The 12204-nt window shown below is 48.8% G+C and carries 13 protein-coding genes; 3 read left to right on the forward strand and 10 right to left on the reverse strand.

The genetic code is table 11. From position 1 onward, the window contains the following. Positions 1-6 precede the first annotated feature (6 nt). The 9 genes from hisIE to LG211_RS14990 are packed head-to-tail and all read right to left on the reverse strand — an operon-like array spanning position 7 to position 6830. The gene (gene hisIE / locus LG211_RS14950) at positions 7-642 is read right to left on the reverse strand and encodes a bifunctional phosphoribosyl-AMP cyclohydrolase/phosphoribosyl-ATP diphosphatase HisIE (RefSeq protein WP_269477898.1); all 636 of its coding nucleotides are present in this window, start codon (positions 640-642) and stop codon (positions 7-9) included. A gap of 12 nt (positions 643-654) precedes the next feature. Continuing rightward, the gene (gene hisF, locus LG211_RS14955; protein WP_148397079.1) at positions 655-1410 is read right to left on the reverse strand and encodes an imidazole glycerol phosphate synthase subunit HisF; all 756 of its coding nucleotides are present in this window, start codon (positions 1408-1410) and stop codon (positions 655-657) included. 10 nt (positions 1411-1420) lie between these two features. Further along, positions 1421-2131, reverse strand: coding sequence for a 1-(5-phosphoribosyl)-5-[(5-phosphoribosylamino)methylideneamino]imidazole-4-carboxamide isomerase (hisA, locus tag LG211_RS14960; RefSeq protein ID WP_148397080.1), 711 nt, complete (start codon positions 2129-2131; stop codon positions 1421-1423). Beyond that, positions 2132-2782: a DUF4825 domain-containing protein gene (locus LG211_RS14965; protein ID WP_269477899.1), complete on the reverse strand. Its 651-nt coding sequence runs from the start codon at positions 2780-2782 to the stop codon at positions 2132-2134. It lies immediately after the preceding gene. A gap of 21 nt (positions 2783-2803) precedes the next feature. Next, complete coding sequence (hisH, locus tag LG211_RS14970; RefSeq protein ID WP_253020761.1) at positions 2804-3424, reverse strand: imidazole glycerol phosphate synthase subunit HisH; 621 nt, start codon at positions 3422-3424, stop codon at positions 2804-2806. Positions 3425-3435: 11 nt separating this feature from the next. Continuing rightward, complete coding sequence (gene hisB, locus LG211_RS14975) at positions 3436-4023, reverse strand: imidazoleglycerol-phosphate dehydratase HisB (RefSeq protein WP_269477900.1); 588 nt, start codon at positions 4021-4023, stop codon at positions 3436-3438. A gap of 1 nt (position 4024) precedes the next feature. Further along, positions 4025-5092, reverse strand: a complete 1068-nt coding sequence (hisC, locus tag LG211_RS14980; protein ID WP_253020760.1) for a histidinol-phosphate transaminase — start codon at positions 5090-5092, stop codon at positions 4025-4027. Next, on the reverse strand, positions 5089-5709 hold the full coding sequence (gene hisG / locus LG211_RS14985; RefSeq protein WP_148397085.1) for an ATP phosphoribosyltransferase: 621 nt from the start codon (positions 5707-5709) through the stop codon (positions 5089-5091). Before hisG ends, hisC begins: the two co-directional genes overlap by 4 nt. Further along, the gene (locus LG211_RS14990) at positions 5703-6830 is read right to left on the reverse strand and encodes an ATP phosphoribosyltransferase regulatory subunit (protein WP_148397086.1); all 1128 of its coding nucleotides are present in this window, start codon (positions 6828-6830) and stop codon (positions 5703-5705) included. The genes hisG and LG211_RS14990 overlap by 7 nt, the downstream gene beginning before the upstream one ends. Positions 6831-7586: 756 nt before the next feature. Between LG211_RS14990 and LG211_RS14995 the strand changes: the two genes are divergently transcribed. Genes LG211_RS14995 through LG211_RS15005 form a run of 3 tightly spaced genes read left to right on the forward strand, consistent with a single transcriptional unit; the run spans position 7587 to position 11752 of the window. Next, positions 7587-8111: a MarR family winged helix-turn-helix transcriptional regulator gene (locus LG211_RS14995; protein WP_253020759.1), complete on the forward strand. Its 525-nt coding sequence runs from the start codon at positions 7587-7589 to the stop codon at positions 8109-8111. 33 nt (positions 8112-8144) lie between these two features. Then, on the forward strand, positions 8145-9890 hold the full coding sequence (locus tag LG211_RS15000) for an ABC transporter ATP-binding protein (RefSeq protein ID WP_269477901.1): 1746 nt from the start codon (positions 8145-8147) through the stop codon (positions 9888-9890). Further along, the gene (locus LG211_RS15005) at positions 9887-11752 is read left to right on the forward strand and encodes an ABC transporter ATP-binding protein (RefSeq protein ID WP_417448609.1); all 1866 of its coding nucleotides are present in this window, start codon (positions 9887-9889) and stop codon (positions 11750-11752) included. Before LG211_RS15000 ends, LG211_RS15005 begins: the two co-directional genes overlap by 4 nt. A 296-nt stretch (positions 11753-12048) precedes the next feature. Here LG211_RS15005 and LG211_RS15010 read toward each other — a convergent pair whose 3' ends face one another. Next, complete coding sequence (locus LG211_RS15010) at positions 12049-12186, reverse strand: hypothetical protein (protein ID WP_253020757.1); 138 nt, start codon at positions 12184-12186, stop codon at positions 12049-12051. Between the last annotated feature and the right edge of the window lie 18 nt (positions 12187-12204).

Here is a 12204-nt window from a genome sequence, read left to right on the forward strand (position 1 = left end):
TCAATTCTATTTCAGACGCTCCTGTTTTACTTTATGATCCACAACGTGACGCTTTGCCAGCTCCGCCGTGATATCCGGGAGCCCGATCCCCTGTTCAACCATCATCACCATCACATGATAGGCCAGATCGGCGATCTCAAAGACCGTCTCTTCCTTATCGTCCTTGGCGCCGGCAATGATGACCTCGGTGCATTCTTCTCCCACCTTTTTGAGGATCTTATCCATACCCTTATCAAAGAGGTAAGTGGTATAGCTTCCTTCTTTGGGCTGGGTTTTACGCCCCTTAATCATGTCATACAGAGCCTGATAGGAAAATGGAGTCTCATCCCCGGCCTGATAAATTTGGTTGAAAAAACAGCTCTCCGCTCCTGTATGACAGGCGGGACCGTCCTTGATCACCTCAACCACCAGAGCATCCTGGTCGCAGTCGGCGGTAATAGTGACCACCTTCTGCCGGTTGCCGCTGGTTTCACCTTTTCTCCAGAGCTCTGCCCGGCTGCGGCTGTAAAAGCAGGTATATCCTTCCTTCATGGTGATATCCAGAGATTCCTGGTTCATATAAGCCACTGTCAGCACCTGCTTGGTATAGTAATCCTGCACAATGGCAGGAATCAGGCCTTTATCGTCAAATTTCAATTCCATATTTCCACCTTGCTAGAGGCGAACCTCTACGCCTTCCTTTCTCAGATATTGCTTCAGGTCACGGATGTCGATCTCCTTAAAGTGGAAGATGCTGGCCGCCAGCCCCGCGTCGATCCCCGGATGCTGAAACAGCTGGGAAAAGTCCTCCATTTTACCCGCTCCCCCTGAGGCGATGATAGGCACGGAGACTCTGGCCGCGATTTCATCCAAAAGCTCCAGATCGAATCCGTTTTTTACGCCGTCGGTATCGATGCTGTTGACCACTAATTCACCGGCGCCGCGCTCCACGCCGTCGACGGCCCACTGAAGAGCGTCGATCCCGGTGTTTTCTCTGCCGCCTTTGGAGAACAGTTTAAAAACGCCATCCACCCGTTTGATGTCCATGCTCAGGACCACACACTGATCTCCATATTTTTTTGCTCCCTGCTCGATCAGATCGGGATTACGGATTGCGCCGCTGTTGACGCTCACCTTATCGGCGCCGCATTTGAGCACCCGGTCAAAATCATCCAGGGTATTGATGCCTCCGCCCACCGTGAGGGGGATGAAAATCTGGGAGGCCACGTTCACTAGAATATCGGAAAAGAGGGCCCGCTCTTCCACGCTGGCCGTTATATCGTAAAAGACCAGCTCATCGGCGCCGCTTTCATTATAGAAGCGGGCCATTTCCACCGGGTCCGCCACATCTTGTATTCCTTCAAAATTAATTCCCTTTACCACCCTTCCGTTGCGCACGTCCAGGCAGGGAATGATCCGTTTGGTGATCATGTTTCCTCCTCTATTTTGCCAGCTCGACAGCCGTTTCCAGATCCAGCAGCCCGTCATAAAGGGCTTTGCCCAGAATGGCTCCGTAGACGGTTTCTTTCAAAGCAGTTATTTCCTCGGCAAAGCTGATTCCGCCAGAAGCCACTACCTGGAGTCCTTTGATTTGGGAAAGCTGTTTATAAACTTCCAGGTTGGTTCCCTTCAAGCCGCCGTCCCTGGAAATATCCGTGTAGATCACGGTGGTGACACCGATGTCCCGCAGATACCTGCAGAATTCCATGCCCTCCCGGTCCGTCACTTCTTTCCAGCCGCTTACAGCTACGAAACCGTCTTTCACATCCACGCCCACCGCAATTTTTTCCTTATATTTGCGGACCATTTCTTCGAGAAACTCCGGTTCTTTTACGGCGATCGTTCCCAGGATAACCCGGCCCACGCCCAGATCCAGATATTGACGGATCCGATCTTCATCGCGGATTCCGCCGCCCACTTCCACAAAGAGGTCCATGTCTGTAACAATTTCCCGTATCGATTCAAAATTGACTAGCACGCCGTCCTTGGCTCCGTCCAGATCGACCAGATGGAGGTTTTTCGCACCTTTGGCCTTGAACTGCCTTGCCACGTCCACCGGACTTTTGCTGTACACGGTCATCTGATCGTAATCACCCTGAAACAGACGCACAGCCTGCCCGTCTCTCAAATCAATCGCCGGAAATAATTCCATTTATCTAACATCCTTTCTGTTCTGCTGGTCAAGCAGGTTCTGCACCGCTTTTGCCGATGCCCCATATTTTGTCACATCATTTTTCAGCAGCTCTTTGGCACGCTGCGCATCGAGATAAACGTTGCGCTCCTCTTTTTTCCCATCTTCCCCTTTTACAGTGTACACCCATTGAACCTGATCTGCCCCCTTTGTCAAGGCCAGAATCTGTTCTGCGTATTTCTGCATTTTTTCGTCAAAGGCCTGCTGTTCGGCCGCAGAAATGGTTTTGTCAAATGTGATTACCATGCTCTTGGGACTTTCCTTCACCATGAGCGTAACCTGATAATTAGCCATATTCTTCCTCAAATCCACGGTCTCCAAGAGCTTTGCCACCGATGCAGAGTCATTGATATCCTCCACTCTAGCGTCATAAAGAAGCTGTGCCTGCTGCGATACTCCCTGTTCCTGAGTCGGTACCGTCGTCTCGTTCACATCTGTCGGCGCTTCTGACTCTTTTGTCTCAGAGGTTTTGGTAGGGTCGGTGGGAATTTGATTCCGTTCCTCGTTCCCTGCAATCAGCATCAATAAAACGGCTAAGGCAACCACCGTAGTCGCTGCGATAATAAGAAGCATTCGAATGTTCTTATTGATGGCTTTGTGCACCTTTTTCATGGTCTTGTCTCCTATATTCTGTTATAGCTGGATAAAGGCCCTGAGAATATTGAGCCCCACATTGCCGCTCTTCTCCGGATGAAACTGAGTTCCATACACGGATCCGCTGCGAACGGCTCCTGTAATTTCGATATCGTAATTGGACGATGCGATAGTATTCTCAAGACAATTCTTACCATAAAAGCTGTGCACGTAATAGACATAATCGCCCTCTTTGATATATTTAAAGAGAGGGTCGCTGCATTTCAGATTGAGACTGTTCCATCCGATATGGGGAACTTTCAGTCTGCCGCCGGGTCTTTTGGGCAGATCCTCCTCAATGGAAGCGATCTCGCCTTTGATCAGTCCCAGTCCCCGGTGGCGCCCGTATTCGTAACTCATTTCAAAGAGAAGCTGCATGCCCAGGCAGATACCCAGAAGGGGTTTCCCCTTTTCGGTCTCCCGGATGATCGTTTCCACAAGGCCGGTGGCCTTTAATTTGGCGATGGCGTCTTCAAAGGCGCCCACGCCCGGAAGGATGATCCGATCAGCCGCCTCAATATCTTCTTTTTGATTGGTTACCACCGTCTCAGCACCTAAAAACTTCAGCGAAGCGGTGAGAGAAAATAAATTTCCAACTCCATAATCAATTACTGCAATCATGTCTTACCTTTCTAGAGAACGCCCTTTGTGGAAGGGATCTCGTCTGCATATTCAGGATCGATAGCTGCTGCCTGGGCCAGTGCCCTGGCCAGCGCCTTGAAAACGGCCTCGATGATGTGGTGGCTGTTTTCTCCGGCCAGCATTTTAAAATGAAGGGTCAGCCCCATTTCCCTGGAAAACGCAGTCATAAATTCCTTGACCAGCTCCGTGTCAAAACTCCCGACTTTCTGCGCGGGAATCGAAACGTCAAAATTCAGGTACGCTCTCCCACTGATGTCCAGCGCACACAGGATGAGCGTTTCATCCATGGGCAGCGTCATATTCCCATATCTTCTTATCCCTTTCTTGTCTGCCAGAGCCTCTTTAAAAGCCTGTCCAAGGGAAATTCCGATATCCTCTGCCGTGTGATGGTCATCTACGTGGCTATCGCCTTTGCACTTTATGGAAAGATCGAAACGGCCATGGCGGGCGAATAATTCCATCATATGATTGAGAAATCCGCAGCCGGTGTCGATGTCAAAGGTTCCTTTGCCGTCGATATCCAGGGAGATCCTTACATCCGTCTCTCCGGTAGTTCTGATGATCTGGCTGGTTCTCATATCAGTTTCCTTTCCCGAGCAGCTCTTTTGTCGCAAAGATCAGCTGCTCCATGTCCTCTTCTCTGCCTATGGTGATCCTTACATAATCTGAAATAGGCTCTTTCCCAAAGTACCGTACCAATATATTCCTTTCTCTCAGTCCGTGGAAATACTCCTCGCCTGAAAGCCGGCTGCTCTTTGCGAACACAAAGTTGGCTGAGGACGGGAGTACGGTAAATCCCAGTTCCTTTAACTGTTTGGTAAAGGTTTCCCTGGTTTTTATGATCGTCTGTCTGGTCTGCTGAAAATATGCTTCGTCGCGGATGGCCGCCGCCGCGGCTGAAATGGACAGCCGGTTCAGGTTGTATGGGTTGAAGCTGAACTTGATCCGGTTCAGGTCCGAAATCAGTTCCTTGCTGCCCATGGCGAACCCCACTCTTGCCCCTGCCAGACTTCTGGATTTTGAGAAAGTTTGTATCACTAATAGATTATCATATTTTTGCAAAAAAGGCACGCAACTTTTTGCTCCGAAATCAATGTAGGCTTCGTCAATTATAACTAAGTTGCTGCTGTTGCTGGCGATGATATCCTCGATATCGTTTAAATTTAAGGCGATCCCGGTGGGTGCGTTGGGGTTGGCGATGAGAATTGTTCCATTTAAATTTTTATATTTTTTTGGATCGATCCGCAAATCTTCCGTCAGGGGAATGGGACCCGCCTTTGAGCGGTATATGTCGGCGTAAACCTTATAAAATCCGTAGCTTGGGTCTGGAAACCAAATATTGGAGCCTTCGCTGGCGTAGGCCATGAAGGAGAAGGCCAGAATTTCATCCGATCCGTTTCCAACTGCTACCTGCTCTTTTTCCAAGTTGTAATATTGAGCAATAGCCGTCGTCAACTCCGATGCCTCTGGGTCGGGATAAAGCATTAGTTTGCTCACTTCGCCGCTGCTGATAACCGCCGCTGCCCGCGGACTGGGCCCGAAGGGGTTTTCGTTGGTGTTCAGCTTGATCAGTTTTTGGTTTTTGGGCTGCTCACCGGGGGTGTATGGCTCCAGGTTTTGATATTGTTTTTTTAGAAATCTGCTCATTTTACTGCTTCTCCCAGTTTTTCCATCATGTCGCTGATCATGTCGTTTTGAAATTTAAAGCTGGACTTATTGGCGATGAATCTGGCGCTGATGTTTTTAAACTCTTCGATAACCTCCAGGTTGTTGGCCTTCAACGTGCCGCCTGTTTCCACGATGTCCACGATTACGTCCGACAGTCCCAGAATGGGCGCCAGCTCAATGCTGCCGTTGAGTTTTATAATCTCAATATCCCGGTTTTTTTCCGAATAGAATTTTTTTGCAATATTCACATATTTGGTGGCGATGCGCAGGGTCCGGTCCGTGTCTTCCACATAGCCTTTGGGGGCTGCCACCGCCATTCTGCATTTTCCGATGTTCAGATCCAGGAGTTCATAGACATCCGGGCAGGATTCCAGGAGAATGTCCTTGCCAACGATGCCCACGTCGGCCGCATGGTGTTCCACATAAATGGCCACATCGCTGGGCTTTACCAGCAGATAGCGGACGCCTTTTTCCGGGCTTTCCAGCACAAGCAGCCTGTTTTTTTCTTCGTATGCCGGGCAGTCGTATCCCGCATCCCTGAGCATTCCGTACACTTGATCGCCCAGCCTTCCTTTGGGCAGCGCAATGTTTAGCATGATGGCTCCTCCTTTTTCAAAATTCCATTCTCCAGTCTGTACAGCTCTCTGTAACGCACATTGGGGGGAACTGCTTTTTCCGCCCGCACGCTAAGCCCTTCTTTTTGCAGCTGGCGAACGGCTTCCGCCACCGTCACCACGTCTTCGCCGCAGGGGTAAATGACCACCGCATCCACGTCATAGAGGGGCTTCTGCTCGGCGATGCGATTGATTTCATTGAGATAAAGGGCAAAGCCGATGGCCTCCACTTTTTTTCCCAGGAGAGCCATCGCCTGGTCGTACTGACCGCCGGCCAGCACGCATCTGCCCAGCTCTTTAATATATCCTTTAAAGATGATGCCATTATAATAATCAATGTCATTGACGATGGAAAGGTCCACCTGAATATTTTTTGCCAGGCCCAGAGCTTTGAGGGCTCCGTAAATTTCGGACAGTTCATCCAGGCTGCGGTCCATAGCTTTGTTCAGGGAAATTTTCTTTGCTTCTTTTATCGTCTTGTTAACGTCCCCGTAGAGGAAAGGCAGTCTGCACAAACTTTCGATCTGCAGTTCGGACAGGTCGGCCTTTTCTGCGGTCCTTCGCAGACCGTCGACGTTTTTGCTCCTGATCAGGCGTAGCAGTTTGAATTTAATATGTTCGTTTACTTGTAGGCTCTCCAGCAGCTCGACAACAAAGCTCATGTGGGCAACTTCCAGAATATAGTCCTTGCTGATGGTGCGCAGGCTTTTTGCGGCCAGGGCGATCACCTCGGTAATGCAGTAAGCATCCACTTTACCGATATATTCCAGTCCCATCTGGCTGATCTCTTTAAAGGTGTGGCTTTCCCTGCTCTCCCGATAAACATTTTCTATGTAGTACAGTTTTTCATTGCACTGGATCGTAGCCTGGGTATTTTTGATGATGCTCAGGGTTACATCCGGTTTGAGGGCCAGCAGCCTGCCGTCCAGATCGGTAAAGGTAATCACCTTGTCGCTGGCGAGAAAATCTTTGTTTTCCACGTAGAGGCTGTACTCCTCAAATTTGCTCATTTTATATTTCTTGTAGCCATATTGTTCGTAAAGACCTCTCAGTTCCAGACAAGCCTTTTCATCGGGTTTTAGTTCTGCCTTTTTATATTTCATGGTCGTCCCTTCTTTTCTTTGTTGATTTGCGTTTTGCTTTTGGTTGATGCCGGTCGATTGGAATAAAAAAATTTTTAGTTGCTAGTTGCTATTTGATTTATCTCTTTATCGCTCTAAAGCATTAACTTGCACAAGTGATATTATAGCACATGAGACGCAATTGTCCAGAGATTTTTTTGATTTTTTCTGACGAATATGGGAAGCTTTGAGTGGGGCTCTAGGTTGGTTTGGGTATGGGCGGGAGCTGGGGGGGCTGGCGCACGAAGTGTGGTTTCCTGTGCTTTATGGTTTACCGTAATGAAATTGGAGGATTTTGGCCAAAATTAGTATGAATTTTGTGGGCTTGAAGACTTGAAGTTTTGCGACATATAAATTTTCATGAATTTTGACACAATTCAATGCCTGGAAACGTTGGAATTCTACACTAGATATGAAAAAATGAAAAATTTCATGTAAGCACAGTACAGCTTGGTGGGGCCGCATGAATCAAGCCGATCCTAATAGTGCAGCCCCAAATTACCGCTATCTTCCTTTCTGGTTCTGATTTACGATGATTTGCGGGCCTCGCGGCCTGGAATCAGGTCGATTCCATGACCAAATCGATCATTTGCAGATGGAGCGGAGCCCGCGGGCAATCCAAAATGTGAATGTCTTGTGAAAACTGTAAAAAAGTACAATGGTTGCCTTGACAACTATTATTTGTTGTAGTAATATGGTTGCCAGTTCAACTATATTTGCTGCAGGGGAGGCTGTAACATGGAAGATCACAGTTATTTGACAAGTTTCTCGATTATACACAGATTCAGCATCTTGTATCACATCAAGGAACTGAAAAAATTTAAAATATCCGGCCATCAAATGGGGTACATTATGTGTGTCTGCAAACAGCCCGGGATTTCACAGGAGGCGTTATCCTCGTATCTGCGCCTTAATAAGGGCGCCGTTGCCAAGGGGGTTCGCCCGCTGATCGAAGAAGGCTATATTCGCCGGGTTCAAAGCAGCCGGGATCGGCGGGCTTATGAGCTGTATCCGACAGAAAAAGCCCAAGATCTGCATGTTGAAGCAGAAAGGACCATGCGATCCTTTGATCGCATCTTGACACAAAATATGACAGATGAAGAACAGCAGCTGTTTAAGAGCTTAGTGACGGTTGCCTGCAATAATGTTCTGGAAGCTGCTGGCGAGGACCGGCACGAATTGACCCAGCCGGGTCCGCCTCCGGGATGCGGAAGAGCCAGCCGCGGCCGTCCAGCTTCAGAGGCCGGAAAACGACACCGCTAACCGAACGCAATCAACGAAAGGGGATTTTACGATATGAAAGAAATGCTAAAATACTATAAGCCTTATATCCCAATCATTGTTCTGATCATTGCCGCTCTATTCGGCCAGGCCCTGTGTGAACTGGCACTGCCTGGGTATATGTCCGACATCATCAACAACGGGATTATCAAGGGCAATATGACCTACATCTATAAAATTGGAGCCATCATGCTTCTGGTTTCTCTGGCAGTTGTACTCTGCACCGGCCTCGCTGGTCTCTTTTCTGCCAGAGTAGCTGCAAAATCTTCCCGTGATATCCGCGGAGCCCTCTTTAAGCGAGTCACCGCTTTTTCTGCGGCAGAACTGGAACAATTTTCAACTGCCTCTTTGATTACTCGCTCTACCAATGATGTACAAATGGTGCAGCAGTCCACGGTCATGATCCTGCGGATAGCTTGTTTTGCACCGATCATGGGTATTGGCGCTGTCATTAAGGCCTTGAGAACCAGCGTTCCGCTTTCTTGGACCATCGCTTTAGCTGTGCTGGTGATCCTTTGTATCATGGTGCTGGCATTCCTGCTGGTCATGCCCAAGTTTAAAGTCCTCCAGTCCAAGCTGGACCGGATTAATCTGATCATGCAGGAACGGCTGTCCGGACTTTTGGTCGTACGTGCTTTCACCTCTGAGCCTTACGAAGAAAAACGTTTTGATGAGGCAAATCTGGAATTAAAGAGGATCAACATGTTCGTAAATCGTGCCATGTCCTTTATGATGCCGGCGCTGATGCTTGTGATGAACCTGTCCAGTATTCTCATCGTTTGGGTAGGTGCCAAGCTGATCGATGCACAGAATCTTTTGATCGGCGATATGCTGGCTTTTATGCAGTACGCCATGCAGATCATCATGTCTTTCCTCTTCATCACCATGATGTTCATTATGATTCCGAGAGCTGCGGTTTCCGGTCAAAGAATCGGAGTTGTACTCGCCGTTAAGCCGACCATTGAGGATGCTCCCGATTGTAAAGAAATAACCCATCCAGCCGGTGTCGTCGAGTTCAGAAACGTTTCTTTTTCGTATCCAGATGCCGAAGAAGCAACTCTTTCCAATATCAGTTTTATTGCCAACCCCGGGGAGACAACGGCCATTATCGGGGGAACCGGCAGCGGTAAGTCCAGCTTGATCGGGTTAATCCCTCGTTTTTACGATGTTACCGAAGGCAAAATACTGCTGGACGGCACGGATATTCGCCAAATCTCCCAGAAAAGCCTTCGGGATGCCATCGGCTACGTTCCGCAAAAAGGCGTCCTATTTTCCGGCACCATTGATTCCAACTTGAAATACGGAAAAGAGGATGCTTCTATGGAAGAACTTGAAGATGCGGTCCGCACCGCCCAGGCTATGGATTTTATTGAAGAAAAGACAGATGGGTTCAATGAACCAGTGGCCCAGGGAGGAACCACTGTATCCGGCGGACAAAAGCAGCGCCTTTCCATCGCACGGGCGCTGGTGAAAAAGCCGCAGATTTATATATTTGACGACAGCTTCTCTGCTCTGGATTTTAAGACGGACGCGGCCCTGCGGACAGCTCTGAAAGAAAAAGTGGGCGCAAGCACCATGCTGATCGTAGCACAGCGGATCAATACCATCATGGACGCTGACAAAATCGTCGTTCTCGATGAGGGAAGGGTCGCCGGCATCGGCACCCATCAGGAGCTGCTGAAAAACTGTCAGGTTTACCAGGAAATCGCCTCGTCGCAGTTAAGCGAAGAGGAATTGGGAAAGGGGGGCAAACAGCAATGACTAATTCAAATCCAAGACCGAAACGAAGAAGAGGCCCCGGCGGCGGCGGTCCCGGCGGTATGATGCCGGGCGAAAAAGCAAAAGATTTTAAGGGCACGATGAAAACACTGCTCTCTTATTTAAAGCCCTATCGGATCGCAGTGGCAGTGGTTTTTATCTTTGCCATTGCCAGCACTATTTTTAACATCATCTCCCCGACCATTTTGGGGGATGCTACCGACGAAGTCGTTAAAGGCCTGATGTCCAAAACCGGCATTGATTTCGGCGCCCTGCTGCAGATTTTGATTTTCCTGATCATTCTATACGGCCTCAGCTTTGCCTTCTCCACCATCCAGGGCTATATTATGGCCGGAGTATCGCAGAAAATCATCTACAGCCTTCGCAGGGCCATGTCGGAAAAAATGGACCGGCTGCCGCTCAAGTATTTTGACAGCAAAACCCACGGCGAAATTCAGAGCCGTGTAGTCAATGATATTGAAACGGTTAACCAGACGCTTTCTCAAAGTTTGACCCAAGTGATTACCAGCATTACCACCATCATCGGCATCCTAGTGATGATGATCCGCATCAATCTGCTGATGACCATCACCGCTCTAGTCGTGCTTCCGCTGTCGATGCTGATCATTCGTCTGATTATCAGCAAGACACAGGTCCACTTTAAAAATCAGCAGAGATATCTGGGCGAAGTCAACAGTCATGTTGAAGAAATGTATACTGGCCATACCATTGTAAAAGCCTTTAATCAAGAGGAAAACTCCGAAGAAGTCTTTGACCATTATAATGAAAAACTCTATGAGTCCGCATGGAAATCCCAGTTCTTGTCCGGTCTGATGATGCCTCTGACCAATTTTGTGGGCAATCTGGCCTATGTTGCCGTTTGCATTTTGGGCGGCCATCTGGCGCTGAAGGGAACCATCACCATTGGCAATATCCAGGCGTTTATTCAATATGTACGTTCCTTCAATCAACCGGTAGCTCAGGTTGCCAACGTCGCCAACCTGCTCCAATCAACCGCAGCGGCAGCGGAACGTGTCTTTGAGTTCATCGCCGAAGAGGAGGAGGACATTTCAGCCGATGTGGCTGCTGACGGCTCTTCCGCCCACACGCTTCCCCTCAATCGGGAAATCCTTCACGGAGAAGTCAGCTTTGAGCATGTGGGTTTTGGCTACAACGACAACGAGCTGATTATTAAGGACTTTAACTTCAATGTGAAGCCAGGCCAGCGGGTAGCCATCGTCGGGCCGACCGGAGCCGGTAAGACGACCATCGTCAAACTGCTGCTTCGTTTCTATGAGCTGAACCGTGGACGCATCACCGTTGACGGCCACGATATTAAGGATTATTCCCGCAAGGATCTGCGCAGCATCTTCGGAATGGTCCTTCAGGATACCTGGCTCTTCAGCGGCACGGTCCGCGAAAATATCCGTTACGGAAAGATGACCGCCAGTGACGATGAGGTGGCGGAGGCAGCCAAGGCAGCCCATATTCACCATTTCATCAAGACCCAGCCAAAGGGCTATGACATGGAGATCAATGAGGAAGCGTCCAATATTTCTCAAGGTCAAAAGCAGCTTTTGACCATCGCCCGGGCAATCCTGGCGGATACGCCAATTTTAATTCTGGACGAAGCCACCAGCTCGGTGGATACCAGAACCGAAACGCTGATACAAAAAGCCATGGCTAATTTGATGGAGGGCAGAACCAGCTTTATCATTGCCCACCGACTTTCAACCATTCGTGACGCTGATATGATCCTGGTCATGAACCACGGCGATATTATCGAGCAGGGCACCCATGAAGATCTGTTGGCGAAGGATGGATTTTACGCCAATCTGTATAACAGCCAGTTCAGCGGCGAGTAGGCAGATGCGGGTCCAGGTTGGAGAAGCAGGCAGGATCGGAGAAAAAATCAAATCAGGGAAAAAATCAAAAAAGTTTCTCGAAATTTGCGCTTTTTGCAACGGCTATGCCCTCTTAATTGGGCTCAAAAGCCAATATTGCTTCTTTTCCTATCAACCAGGTCCCTTAAATCCACAACTTTGCGTAAATAATGCGGATTTTTATCAAAGTTTTCCCAGATGACGCAGCAAGGGAAATGAAATTAAAAACAGGGCTGATACACGAAGCAACTTGTGTATCAGCCCTGTTTTCTTATCCGTTAAAACATATATAAATGGAAGCTTTCCAGCTGCCCGTCGTGGGGCAGCAAATCAGAATCTCCCTCTCCCCCCTGGCAGGCCATGATCGATGCCCGGTAGGGTATTCCTTTTTCATCCAGCTTGTATGTATAAACCATATTCCAACCTCCTTTAAC

This window comes from Hominibacterium faecale, from assembly GCF_020734085.1.
GTDB lineage: Bacteria > Bacillota > Clostridia > Peptostreptococcales > Anaerovoracaceae > Hominibacterium > Hominibacterium faecale.

Bases quoted from the DNA above. Each gene is read 5' to 3' on its own strand.
- hisIE (WP_269477898.1), bottom strand. From the start codon at position 642: ATGGAATTGAAATTTGACGATAAAGGCCTGATTCCTGCCATTGTGCAG.
- hisF (WP_148397079.1), bottom strand. From the start codon at position 1,410: ATGATCACCAAACGGATCATTCCCTGCCTGGACGTGCGCAACGGAAGG.
- hisA (WP_148397080.1), bottom strand. From the start codon at position 2,131: ATGGAATTATTTCCGGCGATTGATTTGAGAGACGGGCAGGCTGTGCGT.
- LG211_RS14965 (WP_269477899.1), bottom strand. From the start codon at position 2,782: ATGAAAAAGGTGCACAAAGCCATCAATAAGAACATTCGAATGCTTCTT.
- hisH (WP_253020761.1), bottom strand. From the start codon at position 3,424: ATGATTGCAGTAATTGATTATGGAGTTGGAAATTTATTTTCTCTCACC.
- hisB (WP_269477900.1), bottom strand. From the start codon at position 4,023: ATGAGAACCAGCCAGATCATCAGAACTACCGGAGAGACGGATGTAAGG.
- hisC (WP_253020760.1), bottom strand. From the start codon at position 5,092: ATGAGCAGATTTCTAAAAAAACAATATCAAAACCTGGAGCCATACACC.
- hisG (WP_148397085.1), bottom strand. From the start codon at position 5,709: ATGCTAAACATTGCGCTGCCCAAAGGAAGGCTGGGCGATCAAGTGTAC.
- LG211_RS14990 (WP_148397086.1), bottom strand. From the start codon at position 6,830: ATGAAATATAAAAAGGCAGAACTAAAACCCGATGAAAAGGCTTGTCTG.
- LG211_RS14995 (WP_253020759.1), top strand. From the start codon at position 7,587: ATGGAAGATCACAGTTATTTGACAAGTTTCTCGATTATACACAGATTC.
- LG211_RS15000 (WP_269477901.1), top strand. From the start codon at position 8,145: ATGAAAGAAATGCTAAAATACTATAAGCCTTATATCCCAATCATTGTT.
- LG211_RS15005 (WP_417448609.1), top strand. From the start codon at position 9,887: ATGACTAATTCAAATCCAAGACCGAAACGAAGAAGAGGCCCCGGCGGC.
- LG211_RS15010 (WP_253020757.1), bottom strand. From the start codon at position 12,186: ATGGTTTATACATACAAGCTGGATGAAAAAGGAATACCCTACCGGGCA.